Annotated in this window: 17 protein-coding genes and 2 pseudogenes; 12 read left to right on the plus strand and 7 right to left on the minus strand. The window is 38.4% G+C overall.

What is annotated here, in order from left to right; genetic code table 11:
* Window positions 1-14: 14 nt before the first annotated feature.
* The 3 genes from GPDM_RS00980 to GPDM_RS00995 all read right to left on the minus strand — a co-directional run bounded on the left by GPDM_RS00980 (window position 15) and on the right by GPDM_RS00995 (window position 1,679).
* Window positions 15-341 (minus strand): LytTR family DNA-binding domain-containing protein, encoded by a 327-nt coding sequence (locus GPDM_RS00980; protein WP_008428024.1) that lies wholly within the window; start codon window positions 339-341, stop codon window positions 15-17.
* A 7-nt stretch (window positions 342-348) separates the two neighbouring features.
* A complete protein-coding gene (locus GPDM_RS00985; RefSeq protein ID WP_008428026.1) occupies window positions 349-858 on the minus strand; it encodes a tubby C-terminal domain-like protein in 510 nt (169 codons plus the stop codon).
* Between the two features lie 596 nt (window positions 859-1,454).
* Window positions 1,455-1,679, minus strand: a complete 225-nt coding sequence (locus GPDM_RS00995) for a DUF6677 family protein (protein ID WP_008428027.1) — start codon at window positions 1,677-1,679, stop codon at window positions 1,455-1,457.
* Window positions 1,680-1,924: 245 nt separating this feature from the next.
* Here GPDM_RS00995 and GPDM_RS01000 point away from each other — a divergent pair, with 245 nt between their 5' ends.
* Entirely contained in the window at window positions 1,925-2,209 is a 285-nt protein-coding gene (locus GPDM_RS01000) for a hypothetical protein (RefSeq protein WP_008428029.1), read from the plus strand.
* A 77-nt stretch (window positions 2,210-2,286) separates the two neighbouring features.
* Here GPDM_RS01000 and GPDM_RS16795 read toward each other — a convergent pair.
* A pseudogene (locus GPDM_RS16795) lies at window positions 2,287-2,565 on the minus strand (IS3 family transposase); the annotation flags it as partial.
* Window positions 2,566-3,068: 503 nt separating this feature from the next.
* On the opposite strand from GPDM_RS16795, the gene GPDM_RS16670 reads away from it, so the two are divergent.
* From GPDM_RS16670 to GPDM_RS01030, 9 genes are all read left to right on the plus strand, one after another.
* Window positions 3,069-3,221 carry a hypothetical protein gene (locus tag GPDM_RS16670; RefSeq protein WP_008428031.1) on the plus strand — a complete coding sequence of 51 codons (153 nt, stop codon included), beginning with the start codon at window positions 3,069-3,071 and terminating at the stop codon, window positions 3,219-3,221.
* A 54-nt stretch (window positions 3,222-3,275) separates the two neighbouring features.
* Window positions 3,276-3,425 carry a hypothetical protein gene (locus GPDM_RS17000; RefSeq protein ID WP_475612386.1) on the plus strand — a complete coding sequence of 50 codons (150 nt, stop codon included), beginning with the start codon at window positions 3,276-3,278 and terminating at the stop codon, window positions 3,423-3,425.
* Window positions 3,385-3,597: a hypothetical protein gene (locus GPDM_RS16800; RefSeq protein ID WP_008428035.1), complete on the plus strand. Its 213-nt coding sequence runs from the start codon at window positions 3,385-3,387 to the stop codon at window positions 3,595-3,597. The genes GPDM_RS17000 and GPDM_RS16800 overlap by 41 nt, the downstream gene beginning before the upstream one ends.
* 54 nt (window positions 3,598-3,651) lie before the next feature.
* Window positions 3,652-3,873 carry an HNH endonuclease gene (locus tag GPDM_RS16805; protein WP_237704111.1) on the plus strand — a complete coding sequence of 74 codons (222 nt, stop codon included), beginning with the start codon at window positions 3,652-3,654 and terminating at the stop codon, window positions 3,871-3,873.
* Between the two features lie 306 nt (window positions 3,874-4,179).
* Window positions 4,180-4,452: a hypothetical protein gene (locus tag GPDM_RS01010; RefSeq protein ID WP_008428037.1), complete on the plus strand. Its 273-nt coding sequence runs from the start codon at window positions 4,180-4,182 to the stop codon at window positions 4,450-4,452.
* A gap of 27 nt (window positions 4,453-4,479) precedes the next feature.
* Window positions 4,480-4,806 (plus strand): nucleoside triphosphate pyrophosphohydrolase, encoded by a 327-nt coding sequence (locus tag GPDM_RS01015; RefSeq protein ID WP_008428039.1) that lies wholly within the window; start codon window positions 4,480-4,482, stop codon window positions 4,804-4,806.
* Complete coding sequence (locus tag GPDM_RS01020) at window positions 4,799-7,228, plus strand: DEAD/DEAH box helicase family protein (protein ID WP_008428041.1); 2,430 nt, start codon at window positions 4,799-4,801, stop codon at window positions 7,226-7,228. Before GPDM_RS01015 ends, GPDM_RS01020 begins: the two co-directional genes overlap by 8 nt.
* Window positions 7,229-7,404: 176 nt before the next feature.
* On the plus strand, window positions 7,405-8,355 hold the full coding sequence (locus GPDM_RS01025) for a ribose-phosphate diphosphokinase (RefSeq protein WP_008428043.1): 951 nt from the start codon (window positions 7,405-7,407) through the stop codon (window positions 8,353-8,355).
* A 255-nt stretch (window positions 8,356-8,610) separates the two neighbouring features.
* Window positions 8,611-10,107, plus strand: coding sequence for a BCCT family transporter (locus GPDM_RS01030; protein WP_008428045.1), 1,497 nt, complete (start codon window positions 8,611-8,613; stop codon window positions 10,105-10,107).
* A gap of 100 nt (window positions 10,108-10,207) precedes the next feature.
* Here GPDM_RS01030 and GPDM_RS01035 read toward each other — a convergent pair whose 3' ends face one another.
* Both GPDM_RS01035 and GPDM_RS01040 read right to left on the minus strand, forming a co-directional pair.
* On the minus strand, window positions 10,208-10,585 hold the full coding sequence (locus GPDM_RS01035; RefSeq protein WP_008428047.1) for a hypothetical protein: 378 nt from the start codon (window positions 10,583-10,585) through the stop codon (window positions 10,208-10,210).
* A 4-nt stretch (window positions 10,586-10,589) separates the two neighbouring features.
* Window positions 10,590-11,783, minus strand: a complete 1,194-nt coding sequence (locus tag GPDM_RS01040; RefSeq protein WP_008428049.1) for a MalY/PatB family protein — start codon at window positions 11,781-11,783, stop codon at window positions 10,590-10,592.
* A 268-nt stretch (window positions 11,784-12,051) separates the two neighbouring features.
* On the opposite strand from GPDM_RS01040, the pseudogene GPDM_RS16810 reads away from it, so the two are divergent.
* Together GPDM_RS16810 and GPDM_RS01050 are read left to right on the plus strand one after the other, a co-directional pair.
* Window positions 12,052-12,192 (plus strand): annotated as a pseudogene (locus tag GPDM_RS16810) (DUF6366 family protein); the annotation flags it as partial.
* Between the two features lie 13 nt (window positions 12,193-12,205).
* Window positions 12,206-12,613: a DUF4181 domain-containing protein gene (locus tag GPDM_RS01050; RefSeq protein ID WP_008428052.1), complete on the plus strand. Its 408-nt coding sequence runs from the start codon at window positions 12,206-12,208 to the stop codon at window positions 12,611-12,613.
* Window positions 12,614-12,700: 87 nt separating this feature from the next.
* Here GPDM_RS01050 and GPDM_RS01055 read toward each other — a convergent pair whose 3' ends face one another.
* Window positions 12,701-14,227, minus strand: a complete 1,527-nt coding sequence (locus tag GPDM_RS01055; protein WP_008428054.1) for an FAD-dependent oxidoreductase — start codon at window positions 14,225-14,227, stop codon at window positions 12,701-12,703.
* Between the last annotated feature and the right edge of the window lie 66 nt (window positions 14,228-14,293).

A 14,293-nucleotide genomic window follows, 5' to 3' on the forward strand; every position in this document is an offset into this window, starting at 1 on the left:
CCTCCAATAAAGTTTCACAAAACCAATTTAATTAATTCTCTATTAACTAATGCTTGATTATCACCCGGAAGAAAAGCCTCATATGTATTATTATTTAATACTTTTAGTTCCCTAACATGTTCAGTATTAATGATAAAAGAGCGATGAGTTCTTTTAAATTGCTCTGGAAGTATTGTCTCCAAATATTTAAGTGAATCTCTTATATGTATTTCCTCGTTATATGTTTGAATGTATGTTTTTTGATTAAAACGTTCAAAATTAAAAATCTCATTAAGAGGAATGAATAGAATTCTATCTCTTTTAATAATCACAAGTTTGTTAGACTTAATCGTTAAATTCATAAGCTAATCAATCCCTTAAAATAAATACATAATAGAGGCAAATTAATTCCAGATAATGAATGTTATCTGTATTTATATCAGCTTCAATGGTTTTAGAACCAACAATCTTATCGTAGGTAAAAGTAGCTATCGTTTTACTGTCAGTTTCAAAATATACCCTTCTATCTGCAAAGTCCTTTTTTATGAAATGCTTTTTTCCATTCAATTCAAATTCCATTCTCGGGTTAGTTTTAATTTTAGTCTTATTGTGTAACAAATATTTAGATGAATTCGTAGTTATTTCCCATTCAGATCTTATCAATCCATACTCTTGAGCCTTGCAAGAAAAATCATTCTTCTTATCAAAAGACTCTACGTTTATAAACATATCATTGCTAAATATAGTATCAATTATTTTTTGGAAAGCATTAGTGTACACTCTTCTCAAGCTTCCTACTGTTCTATTTTGAGTATCGAAAATTTCTATTTCTTTAGAGCTTTTTCTGTACATCGGTATTTTAAAAGTATAGTAACTCAACCTCATCCCCCTCTAGGATAAAGCCAAATCCGACAAAGGTTTTAGTCAGGTTTGGCCTTAAAAAAAGTAAATTATCATTCTATTAGAGATATATACCTCCAATATAGAGCTAATAAAGACAATAAACATTGTACTTGGTAAAACATACTTTAAAAAATTTTTATAAAGAGTTTTTAGTTGAGATTTAGAGCTGTTTCCAAAATAAACACTAAATAAAACTCTAATATGTTCAATAGTGAAACAAAAAATTATACAACCTATAATCAGCTCCCCAACTCCATGGAAAAACGAGGAAAGATAATATATCCCGCTATCTATACCAGCTAGTGAGGGACCTTGTCCTATTAAAACAAATATCTTAAAAACAAGTATTAGAGACAGGCCTGAAAAAGAAATCAAATACGAGAACAATGCGAATAAAAAGTTGTTCCCAAATATATATATAGTATCTTCCATTCCTAATCTTCTTATACTTGAAATGGATTCTTGAGGTGCAGCCAAAACATTTGAAATTACAATGGTTAATATCCCCACTAGGAAGTATGATATTATGTAATATTTATAAATATTTATAAGCCTAACAATATTTTTCATAATTAGGTAGCAACTGCATTAGACGTTCTTGCTAATTTTACTGAATCAAATATTGAGTAAATCCAAACTATCAACATTCCGAAGATCCCAACTATTAATCCAATAGTTAGTATTGAAATAATATTAATTATTACTAATAATAGTCCTTTTTTAACTTTACCCAAATACAAATGTCCAATTCCCGGAAAAACAAAAGAGAGTATACCTGCTATCCATGGATTTTTCATGTTTTTTCCTCCTTTTTCACATAAAGTTTAGCTACATTCAACCAAATTGTATTCTATCATAGTATTTTACTTATTTGTTATATTATAACTATAAAATATTTCAAAATATAAATTCAATCCCATTAAGCCCATATTCAATTCACTAAACCCTATTATCAAATGCATTAGAAAAATCCCTCTTCAAAAAAATGTAATATCTGTGTTGTGACAAAACAGATATTAAAATTTTGAAGGGGGAAATGAATATGCTTTATAACTTTTTTGTTTCAGGTACAGGAGCAGCTGGGGTAGCTCAAACAATAGCTAACGCTGCAGTGAAGCGTTTTAATATTGTGGGGGAAGCGGCAGCACTAGTCAGTAGCCTTACATATAAGCTTAAAGTAATTTACAGATCTTTTGATGGAGACTTTTCTTGGACGGATTTAGGTGGAGCAATTTTGGATTTAGGTCAATTGATATTAACCTTCATCCCAGCAGGAAAAATAACTAATGTTATTGCTTTCTTATGGGATATGTCAACAATTTTATAGTAGCTTGTATATTAAAAAGCCTAAACTCTTGGCACGGCACTGATTGTCGTATTTGAGACAGTAAGAAAACACTTTTATTAAACAACCAGTCGTCGGTAATTTACCGATGACTGGTTGTTTAATTTCGTCTGAATTCGGATATGGTTGTAATAATCTAAATACGCTTTGACGGTTTAAATGACACATGCATTGGTTGTACTATGAATGCCGTCCAGGTAAAACGTTTCAGACTTTAGCAAGGAGTGAAGCGTTTCGATTGAGGAATTATCAGTGGGCGTGTCTTTGCGGAACATGCTCATGATTATTTCGTTTTCTTTGTCCACTTTCTGATACACATATGACGTACAAACAGATCCTATAGATAATAAAAAGAAGTCAATACTTAAATGATATCACCATCGGTGATAAAATGATTCTTCCGCCATTTTGGTGAAGCTTGATGTTATTATGTTTTAGTTGGGGTCTATATTTTTACAGAAAGAAGTACAAAGATAATTAAAAAAGTTGAAGTAGATTTAAGTTGAGAAGAGAGTATTCTCACTTAAGAAGATTCACAAGAAATGTAGTTTATATATCAGATTATCGGCAGAGGAAAAGCGATAGGTAGCTTTTTCTCTTCTATTGCGTTTAAAAAGCGTACTTTTACTAACACTTAAAGAACTCTCAGCAACCTTGTTAAGAAAGGATTGCTGAGAGTTCTCTGTTTATATACTAAATAGTGAAAAGACTGGAGTAAACTACTAGTAGTCAAACCTGTAAATAGACTATACCCTACATGCTTAAAGATATATAACAGTATTATCCATTGTAGTACAATATAGTTACTATAAAACTAAACTAGTTAGGGGTACTATCTACGATGATGACACGCAATTTAGCCATAGGAGAAATAATTAATAACCAGCAGCTTGGCGAAGTATTTTTATGTGGACCACAGGGAGGCATGCGTCGAGCAATTCGGACAAATACCTTAATGCTGATTTCAGACAAAACAAAAATTTATGATGATTGAGTAGTTGGAGATATTTATCACTATACCGGAATGGGTCAAAGTGGTGATCAGAAAATGAGTGGGCAAAATCTAACGTTGGCAGAATCAGATACAAACGGAGTGGAAGTTCACTTCTTTGAGGTACTAAAACCAAAAGAAAATACATACCGGGGCCAAGTACAGCTTGCAGGAGAACCTTACCAAAATCGACAAAAATCAAGATGATAAAAATCGTCTAGTCTGGATTTACCTTTTGCGCTTACTAAATAGTAATGCCACTTTCACAAAAATTCCTATAGCACTAAATGATGAGCAAGAATTCCAAGAAAAATTTCAAGAAGAGATTCAAGAAGAGCTTGAAGAAATTAACCGAGTTGAAAGTCTGCCTATTGAATAAACAGAAAAGGAACGATTAATCAAAGCGGGGATTGGGCAAGATAAGTTTAAGAAATTGTTACTCCAACGTGAATCGAAGTGTGCGCTATGTGGTGTATATAATCCTCGTCTTTTAATAGTCAGTCATATCAAGCCCTGGAGTACTTCCACCAACGATGAACGCCTGGATGTACATAATGGCTTGTTATTATGTTCTAATCACGATGCTTTATTTGATAAAAAGTTAATTTCCTTTACTGACAATAGAGGAATAAAGAATTCGAAAAACGGTATCTGAAACAGCTCAAACATCTATGAATCTCCACGACAAAATACGTACAAGACCAAAAAAAGAGCAATTGGACTACACGAAGGGCCATCACAAAAATATTTTAATAAATCTGACAAAAAAGCGTGGATGTATCTGTAGAACAGGCTGTTTGTTTAGCTGGAGTATTAATGCCATATAAAAGGTTTAAAAGTAGTTAGGTAAAAATACTAGAAGGTTCAGCTTTTTTTCAATTGGATATCAAAAAAGAGGCCGAAACTTAACTTCTGATACCGACTAGTTTATTAAATTAAAACCAATAATAAAGGAGAAAAAATGATTATAGATATTATTTTGGGTAATAATATTGATACGAAAATATGGATACAAGAATTAAGGGAAAATGGTGCAGATGAAGTTATAGTAGTTGATTATGATTCGACTGAAGAGTATGAGGAGATAGATGGTACTAGCTACATGACGCCTAATTATGCTAAGAATTATATTGGGAAATATGATACTAAAAATTATTATAAATCTATGTACATATTTCCAGGAATGCTAAGTACAATGTCTTCTTTACGCCGCAGCAATAATGATAGAAATTAAATAATGTGATTAAAAAGGAGCCTACCCATGCCAATCTACAACAAACTAGTACGCGACGCAATACCTGAAGTAATTGCGAAAACAGGAAAAGAATTTTCAACACGCATTTTATCGGAAGAGGAGTATAGAGTGGAGTTGAAAAAGAAGTTAGGCGAAGAACTTGATGAATATCATGAAGCAAACAATAACGAAGAAGCAGTAGAAGAGTTGGCTGACATACTTGAACTTCTTCATGCGGCTACAAAAATTCACGGATCTTCAGTGGAAGAACTAGAAAATATTCGTAAAACAAAAGCGGAGAAACGTGGCGGTTTTGAAAAGCGGATCTTTTTAATCGAGGTAGAAGATGACTAAGCTGGAACTGGTTACTTCTCAGCTCGTTTCACATTTAGAAAGGTTATCCAAAGAAGCGGTTGAAATTCAATGGATTACAGCTTTTGCGATGAAATCTGGTGTGAAGAAAATTATTCCATTCTTAAAAGAAGCTACCGATAGAGGCGTGCCGATAAAGTTATTAGTAGGCGACTACCTTTTTGTTACGCAACCAGACGCTTTGCAATTACTACTAGAAGAGTTACCTTCTGCAGAAATTCGAGTTTGGCAGAGTGGAGGAACTTCATTTCATCCGAAATCTTATTTGTTTCGAGGGACTGAAGCCTCTCAGTTAATCGTTGGATCTTCTAATTTATCAGCGTCTGCTTTGACTAATGGAGTCGAGTGGAACTTAATCGCGCCAACTGCAGTGGATGCAGAAGTTTTTGAAGAAGCGACTACTCAGTTCTTAAAATATTTTTATGCCGATCAAACGGTGGCTCTAAATACAGAGACATTAGCAGAATATCGGTTATTACATACAGAAGCGAATATACAAAAGCCTATCAGTCCGGTATGGTCAGAGGCGGAAGAAGTTGAAATTACATTAGGACCAGCTCAGCCGCAACAACCAGAAGTAGCTGAAACTCAAGAAAATTATAATACACCCATCTCTCCAAGACCTGCGCAAGAAGAAGCGTTAGAAGCTCTGGACAATGTACTCGCAGAGGAATACAGTCGGGCAATGGTAGTTTTAGCAACAGGTTTAGGGAAAACGTACTTAGCTGCTTTTTTTGCAGCGAAATTCAAACGAGTGTTGTTTGTTGCTCACCGCGAGGAAATTCTGACGCAAGCCGAGCAATCATTCAAGCATGTACACCCTAATAGAACAAGTTCTTTTTACAATGCTTCTGAAAAAGATACGGCTGCAGATTTTGTTTTTGCTTCCATCTATACATTGAGTAGCCAATATCATTTAGATCGTTTTGAAAAAGATGCTTTTGATTTGATTGTTGTGGATGAATTTCATCATGCAGCAGCACCAACTTACGGGCGTTTGCTAAATCATTTTGAACCGAAATTTATGCTAGGTATTACTGCTACACCAGATCGTATGGACAATAAAGATGTTTATGCTTTATGTGACGGGAACGTAGCGATTTCGATTCATTTTCTTGATGCCATCGAGCGAAATTGGCTAGCGCCGTTCCATTATTACGGAGTACATGATGATACCGATTACTCAGCTATACCATGGCGAGGTAACCGCTATGATGAACAAGAATTACTGCACTTACAGTTACGTGAGAGTTTTGCGGAAAAAATTTTTGATGAGTGGAGCCGTTACAAACAAACGAGAACCATTGTTTTTTGTTCTTCAGTAAAACAAGCTCTTTATATGAATAACTTTTTCCAGAGTAAAGGTGTGCGCTCTATTGCGCTTCATGGTGAATCTCACCCACAAGAACGGAAAACAGCTCGTACCAAATTAGATGCTGGCGATATTGAATTGATTTTCACGGTAGATCTCTTCAATGAAGGAGTCGACATTCCGAAAGTGGATACGCTCGTTTTCATTCGACCGACAGAATCACTTGCAGTTTATACGCAGCAAATTGGACGCGGTTTACGTATTGCGGATGGCAAAACACATTGTGTCATTATTGATTTTATCGGCAATTATCGTAATGCCGATTTAAAGTTAGCTGTGTTTAATAAAGAGGAAACAAAAGTAGGAAATAAGAATGTCGAACCGCTTATTCCTTTTCAATGTGAATTTAATTTAGATTTGCAGGTCATCGATTTATTAACAGAAATGCGTAGAAAAAGATCCCCGCGTAAAGAATTGTTAGTTATAGAGTATCAAGAATTGAAGAAAGAAATGGGAAGACGTCCAAGTTATTTGGAGTTCCATCTTCATGCTAATCTTGAATCTAAGGCGGTAAAGCAAGAGTTTGGGAGTTATGTTGGTATGCTCGCTTACGCAAGTGAACTTACAGAATCAGAACAAAAGGTGTGGTTGAAATACAAGAACTGGCTGTTAGAAGTTGAGAAAACCTTGATGACCAAAAGTTACAAACTGGTAGTTTTGAGTTATATGCTTTCAAAAGGCGTAGAGACGTGGCTTGAGCCGATAACGCCACAAGAAGCGGCTCCGTTTTTCCATAGCTATTTAACGGAAAAAGATTACCGTATGAAAGTAGACTTTAGTGATGCTAAGGGGAAAAGATTGCGTGAGTATGATGAAAAGAACATGACTGATTTAATTTCAGATATGCCGATGACAAAATGGAGCGGTAGTGCAAAAGAAGGATTAGTCACTTTTGAAAACGATATGTTCAAATTCAATTTGCAGCCTTCTAGTGAAGAAAATGAGAGTTTGTATAAGTGGACGGAGGAAATAGCAGAGTACCGACTTCATGCCTATTTTGAAAAGAAATCAATATTAACTGTATTAAATTAGTTTAATACAGGAGTAAAAAAGCGACCGCCTGTAGCGAGTTTCCTACTATTTTCAGTGGCTATTGCCTCATTAAACAGGTATCATAAAACCAACAGCTAAAGGCCATTTGCAATTGCTTGGTCATAGCCATAGCTAATCAGCTAATAGGTACTATAAAAATTCGAGGGGGCTATCACTTGCCATATCAATTAAGAAAAAACTTTAAGCTGTTTACATTAAACTCAAATCCGGAGTTGGCACAAGAAATTGCGGATTCGCTTGGGTGTAAATTAGGGAAAAGCTCGATTACGCATTTTAGTGATGGAGAAATTCAAATTCACATTGAAGAAAGTGTCCGCGGGGCAGATGTCTATGTAGTGCAATCGACATCGCAGCCGGGAACTGAGCATGTGATGGAGTTGTTGATCATGATTGATGCGTTAAAACGTGCCTCTGTGAAAACCATTAACGTGGTTATTCCGTATTATGGCTATGCGCGTCAAGACCGTAAAGCCAGTTCGCGTGAGCCGATTACGGCAAAGTTAGTTGCGAATATGTTAGAAAAAGCAGGCGCGACACACATCATCACGTTGGATTTACACGCTCCGCAAATTCAAGGGTTCTTTAATGTGCCGGTCGATCAATTGCTAGGTGGCAAAATTTTAGAACAGTATTTTACGGACAAAGGATTAACAGATGCGATTGTGGTAGCTCCAGACAACGGAGGACTCGGACGTGCTCGTAAACTAGCAAGTCATTTGGACGTGCCAATCGGCTTTATCGATAAACGTCGGATGCACCCTGATGAGCCGGAAATGGTCAACATTGTTGGAGACATCAAAGGCAAAAACGTCATCATTATTGTCGACATCATCGATACGGCGAAGACGGTTTCGGCAGCTGCGGATGTACTTGTGGAAAATGGCGCGAAAGCCGTTTATGCTTGTTGCACACACGCTGTGTTATCTGGTGACGCCATTCAAAAAATCGAGAAATCGGCTGTGACGGAATTGGTTGTCACGAATACTATCCATGTGCCAGAAGAAAAACAAACGCCAAAAGTTAAAATTTTATCGGTTGCTCCACTACTAGCTGAAGCGATTGAACACGTGCATAACGAAAAACCGGTTACGCCATTGTTTGAATAATGCCACCGGTTTAGGTAGTAACTTCCTATTATGAAATAAATATCCACCAAAAGCACTGCGGAAGATAAAATTCCGCAGTGCTTTTTTAGTAGAAACTTTACGTTTTCTTAAGAAAAAATAAATAAAAAGGCTTACATTAGCGCAATTCGGGGAATATAAATCGTATATTCCGTCAATTTTCACTTGATTGAATAGACGCTTTTATCCTTATATAAGATTTACTATGCGCAAATTTGTGTTGGAAAGGAGACTCCTATGAAGGAAGTCACAAGAGTATTTTATATTACCATCACACTGGTGATTATCGCCGTGTTGGTTGCTGCACTTATGCCTGGTGCATATGAACAAGTGACAAGCAACATTACTTCTTTACTGAGTACCGTATTCGGTTGGTATTACATGCTGATTATGACGCTCATCTTAGTAGTCGTTGGGTTTCTGATTATTAGTCCGTACGGCAATATCCGACTTGGTAACCCTAACGATCGACCAGAATTTAGAACGCCGACTTGGGTAGCTATGCTTTTCTCAGCAGGACTTGGAATCGGTCTCGTATTTTATGGCTCCTATGAACCGCTCTCCCACTTTGCCATCTCACCGGCAACTGCAGAACCTGGAACACAAGCCGCGTTTCAGGAATCGATGCAACGTACTTTTTTCCACTACGGGTTTAACGCTTGGGCGATGTATGGAATCGTCGCATTGGTACTTGCTTATTTCCAATTCCGTAAAGGTGAACGTGGTCTCATCTCGAGTACGTTAAGACCTCTTTTTGGAGACAAAATGAACACTGGCTGGGGAACGATGATTGACGTTATTGCTATTTTCGCAACGGTATTTGGTGTTGCGACGTCACTCGGATTCGGCGCTGTTCAAATAAACGGCGGACTCAGCTTTTTGTTTGGGATTAGCAACAACAATTGGAGTCAGTTGATCATTATTGCCATTATTACGGTACTGTTTTTGGCATCTGCATGGTCTGGACTTTCAAAAGGGATCAAGTATTTATCCAACATCAATATGGTGTTAGCCGTGATTCTGCTTGTATTGGTTGTCATTTTGGGACCCACTCTCCTCATTTTGAATGTCTTCACTCAATCGTTTGGTGAGTACATCCAAAATTTGATGTCAATCAGCACAAAAACCGAAGCCTTTAGTAGCGATGATCGCCAGTGGCTAGATGCATGGACGATTTTCTACTGGGCATGGTGGATTTCTTGGGCACCATTCGTTAGTATGTTTATCGCCCGTGTTTCTAAAGGGCGGACCATTCGCGAATTCTTAATCTATGTCGTTCTTTTGCCGACATTATTATGTGCGATTTGGTTTTCTACGTTTGGCGCAACGGCAATCGACATCCAACAAAGTGGCGCTGTCGATTTAACCGCTGGTGCTGTTGAAACCATCTTATTTATGGTATTTAACGAAATGCCATTTGGTTTCGGATTATCGGTTATTGCCATTTTGTTATTGTTGACATTCTTTATCTCGTCTGCCGATTCGGCGACGTTTGTGCTTGGTATGCAATCAACAAATGGTTCACTAACGCCTGTTAATAGCGTCAAAATTGTCTGGGGAGTTCTTCAGTCGTCGATTGCCGCTATTCTGTTATCAGTTGGTGGATTAGCCGCTATTCAAAACACCATCATCATTGCGGCCTTGCCGTTCTCGTTTGTGATGATTTTGATGGTTTGGTCGCTGCTCAAGTCACTCAAAGCAGAAGAAAAATTATACGAAGGCAAGAAAAAATAAGCTTATTCCAGTAGCGCAGCTGGAATAAACGGAAGAAAGCCTCCGAAGGTTCCTAACATGGAATCCTCGGAGGCTTTGTTTGTGTTTTATAAAATAGCAATTAGACTTTACTGGCACTCATCATTTTCTGGTATTCTAAAACTTCTTCATCCGTAAAGGCGTTAGCAGACAAACGTTTTACTTTATCCCAGTACTCTGTTTTAAACTGACTGTAGTCATCCCCTTGTTGACCGATAAACTCCACAAGGCTTCCACCCGTGAAGAATAGGTGGGTTTTTGGGTATTTCGCATCCCAATAAATATTTGCGCGAAGATTTAATTCGTTTTCGGTTTCTTTCGCTTGAAGCTTAATAGAAACCGCGCAACGTAGTCGAGGTTCTCCTCTGTCGTGACCTTCGCCTTTACTGGTAATGGTCATCTCCGTTACATAACGTTCGTTTTCAAAAACCATTAAATTGTTTTCAAATTTAGCATTCATTCAATCATACGCCCCCATTTTCTCTATTCTCTGCTAACGCCAACGCAATCCGGTTGATACCGTCAGCCAAAGTTTCTCTTGGACAAGCTGCGTTTAGTCGTAAATAGCCAAGTCCAGCATCCCCGTACTTACTGCCTGGTTCTAATGCCACTTTCCCCGTTAACAGCAATTTTTTCATGACTTCGTCTTCAGTTAAGTTTAACTTGCTGTAATCGATCCACAGCAAATAAGTCGATTGCGGCTTCATCACTTGTAAGCCCGGCACTTTGTTCTCTAATTCGTTACGGGCAAACTCGCTGTTGTCAGCGATTGTCTCTAACATCTCTTCAAGCCAAGGCTCACTGTCGTTATAAGCAGCAGCTAAAGCAGTCGGGGCGAATGCGTTGAGCGTGCCTGTACCGTGTGCGAGTGCATGCTTTTCTAGTTTGGCACGTTTTTCTTTGTCAGTTGCGACAATCATCGCCACTTGAATGCCCGCTAAGTTAAAGGTTTTAGTCGGCGCCAGACACGTAAACACGCGGTCGCTTTCTTTGCCAGCGATTTTGGCAATTGGCGTATGACGGCTTTCACCTAACATTAAATCCCCGTGAATTTCATCGGAAATAATGAGCACGTCATGTTTTGTACACAAGCGAAGTATTTCATTCAGCTCGTCAACAGTCCAGACACGTCCACCTGGGTTGTGCGGATTGCACAAGATAAAAAGTGCCGCTTGTTTTAGTTTTTCTTCAAAGTCGTTAAAGTCAATTGTGTATTGTCCGTCCTGCACGACAAGCGGAGAATACAAAACCTCTCGATCTTGATGCTCAGCAAGTTGGAAAAACGGGGGATAAACAGGAGGCGTCACCACAATTTTATCGTGTTTTTCTGTAAAGGTTTCAATAATCGATGCAATGGCTGGGATAATGCCTTGGTGAAACAACATCCAATCGGTTTCGATTTTCCAACCGTTTCGTTTTTCTTGCCAGTTGATCACGGAAGTTCGACATTCTTCACACATGAAAGAATAGCCGAAAATCGAATGCTCTACACGTTCATGCAATGCCTTTAAAATCGCTGGCGGTGCAGGGAAGTCCATATCTGCAATCCACATTGGCAAAATGTCTGACGTATCTTCTAGGCCATAAATTTCACCGATCATGTCCCATTTAACAGAGCGGGTATTTTTTCGGTCGTACACATGCTGAAAAAAATTCATAGAAAGAGCTCCCTTATCCGGTTAATTTTAAAAATCCACAGGTTTTTACTAATAGCTAACTGAAGCATAGCCCGTCCTAGTTAATCTTTCAAGTCTCGATCTTGTTGAATAGATTAAATAATCTGGGACGCACATCCAATATATGACATAATAGAAAAGAGTTGATTGAATTTTATAAATAGGGGCGTGGGTTATGGATATACAGAAAACACCTCAAGAAGAAAGAGAGAAATTAAGACAAGGTGAGCAAAAGTAAAACCCAACTGGCAACTTGCGTGATGGATTTGACCGAGGTGCAGGAAGCGGCAATGTAACAGACATAGCAGGTGACATGGGCTGGAAAGGCATGGCTTTGTTAATTGTGGTGCTAATTGTAGGGTACGTTATTTATCAGCTATTCTTAAATTGAAGGAGGGAGACCTATGTTTTGGTTAAAACTCAGTTTGTTTTTATTCGTTTTTTCAGGAGGCATATGGCTATTAAAGTGGGTTTTGCGAAAAATATTTAACATTGAAAAACCAAAAAGAGAGTGGTTTTCTTATAACCACATCAACAAACTACATGAGAAAGTTGACCGGATTGTAAGGATCGTCACGACAATTGTTATGCTCGGAGTTTTATATACGGCCATTTACCAAGAAAGTACGTTTATTTGGTTTTTAGTTGCTTGGTTTCTCGTGGCAGTTGTCGATTATTCCGTAAGAGCTTTTTTCGAATGGAAATACTCAGATCATCCGAAAGAGGCAATTTTGACACTTGGTGAATTAGGACTTTTAGTAATTGTTACTGCAGTGGTTCTTCAATTTGATTTGCTGAATATTGGATACTGAGCACCCGTTAGTTCATTCGTTTTAATGCTAGACAAAAAAGGCCTCCCAATAGTAGGAGGCTCTAAGTGAGTGGCGTATTTAGGTTGGTTATGCACGAAAAGCAGCAAATTCAAATTCATCAATATAGCCCTTCAACAAACCAACGTCTTGCGTTTTATTCGCCAAAGCCACATGGCCATCCGGGCGGATAAAGTACAAGGCGTTTTGGTGGAACCCGGATTTTTGCATAGCAGGTTCCCATGCAAATTCATGCAGCTCGAAAGAATGAGAGCGAGCAAAATCAATCAGTTCTTTGCTGGCTTTGCCGTATACGTGAATTTGCCAATCCACGGATCGCAGCGGAGTGAAATTGTCGCGACCTGCTGTTTGGATCCATGGCAAGCGCATGCCTCCATAGACTTTTCCAGCTTTGCCCTTGCTTATAGGACTGTCCCGGTAGTTAATGTGGATTTGCGACAAAATTTTAAAGCCATTCTTTTTAACAAACGCCAACTTGAACATGGAAGGCAAAATATGCGGCACCACAACTTTACGTAATAAGGTTCCGCGAAGATGTTGGTTGATGATGGTCTGGAACGCTTTATCCGTCGTCGCGATTAACTTTTTCGCAAAACCGATCCGCTCCAATTCATACGTATCGAGTAGAGAAGGGGCCGCTTTGCCTTGGCATACCGCTGCAAGTTTCCACGATAAATTAATGGCATCCCCAATGCCGGTATTCATCCCTTGTCCGCCTGCAGGGCTATGAAGATGTCCCGCGTCTCCTAATATAAAAATGCGTCCTTTGGAAAAGTGCTCACTCACACGGTTATGGACGCGGTAAGTAGAAAACCAATTGACAATTGATGCTTTCACTCTAATTTTATCTTCAATGTATTCGCTTATGTGACGGTATTCGATATCTTTTTGATCGTTAAATTCTTCAGGGACGACGCCGAGGATTCTTTTCGTACGGGCGTTTCGTACAGACATATACAACATAAAGCCATCATCGTCCATATACATGTCCATTTTTTCCATTCTCTCTTCTAGTTTTTCGGTTTCCACATCGGCGACAAAAAATAATTGCTCGTACGTGCCACCTGGAAACTCAAATTCCATTCCTTTTCGCACCATGCTGCTGGCGCCATCACAGCCGCATAAATACTTAAAGTCAGCCGATTCTTCTGGAAGTTCCTCTTTCTTTAACACTGCAGTTACCGAGTCTCCTATGTCTACAAAAGAAGATAACTCCGTACCCCATTCAATTTCGACTCCGATTTTCTTTAATTCATCCACAAGCATTTCTTCTTGTTCATCTTGCGGCAAGCTAAGGATAAACGGAAAAGGACTCAGCCCTTTACCGAAATCGTTAAATTTGAGATTGGCTTTTACTTCTTTTCCATCACTCAAATCCAATGACAAAATCGGCTGTCCTCTACTGACGAGCCTCTCAGACAACCCCAGTTGTTGATAATGCTCCAAGATTCGCGCATGAACAGCTAAGGCACGAGAAGCTTTTCCCGTACCCGAATTTTTTTCAATGATTCGAAAAGGAACGCCTTGAGTGGCAAGGCTATGAGCAAGAGCCAGACCGGTTGGGCCAGCTCCTACAATCAATATTTGTGGTTTCACGATGAAGACCTCCTATTGAATATCAGCTATTTCCCGGTTTCTGTTTTATCTTGTACTGTTACTATA

The organism is Planococcus donghaensis MPA1U2 (assembly GCF_000189395.1).
GTDB classification, from domain to species: Bacteria; Bacillota; Bacilli; order Bacillales_A; family Planococcaceae; genus Planococcus; species Planococcus donghaensis_B.

Coding starts and splice junctions, on each gene's coding strand:
- GPDM_RS16670 (WP_008428031.1), top strand. CDS start 3,069: ATGATGACACGCAATTTAGCCATAGGAGAAATAATTAATAACCAGCAG.
- GPDM_RS17000 (WP_475612386.1), top strand. CDS start 3,276: ATGAGTGGGCAAAATCTAACGTTGGCAGAATCAGATACAAACGGAGTG.
- GPDM_RS01040 (WP_008428049.1), bottom strand. CDS start 11,783: ATGAATTTTTTTCAGCATGTGTACGACCGAAAAAATACCCGCTCTGTT.
- GPDM_RS00995 (WP_008428027.1), bottom strand. CDS start 1,679: ATGAAAAATCCATGGATAGCAGGTATACTCTCTTTTGTTTTTCCGGGA.
- GPDM_RS01035 (WP_008428047.1), bottom strand. CDS start 10,585: ATGAATGCTAAATTTGAAAACAATTTAATGGTTTTTGAAAACGAACGT.
- GPDM_RS01000 (WP_008428029.1), top strand. CDS start 1,925: ATGCTTTATAACTTTTTTGTTTCAGGTACAGGAGCAGCTGGGGTAGCT.
- GPDM_RS01050 (WP_008428052.1), top strand. CDS start 12,206: ATGTTTTGGTTAAAACTCAGTTTGTTTTTATTCGTTTTTTCAGGAGGC.
- GPDM_RS01015 (WP_008428039.1), top strand. CDS start 4,480: ATGCCAATCTACAACAAACTAGTACGCGACGCAATACCTGAAGTAATT.
- GPDM_RS01030 (WP_008428045.1), top strand. CDS start 8,611: ATGAAGGAAGTCACAAGAGTATTTTATATTACCATCACACTGGTGATT.
- GPDM_RS00980 (WP_008428024.1), bottom strand. CDS start 341: ATGAATTTAACGATTAAGTCTAACAAACTTGTGATTATTAAAAGAGAT.
- GPDM_RS01010 (WP_008428037.1), top strand. CDS start 4,180: ATGATTATAGATATTATTTTGGGTAATAATATTGATACGAAAATATGG.
- GPDM_RS01020 (WP_008428041.1), top strand. CDS start 4,799: ATGACTAAGCTGGAACTGGTTACTTCTCAGCTCGTTTCACATTTAGAA.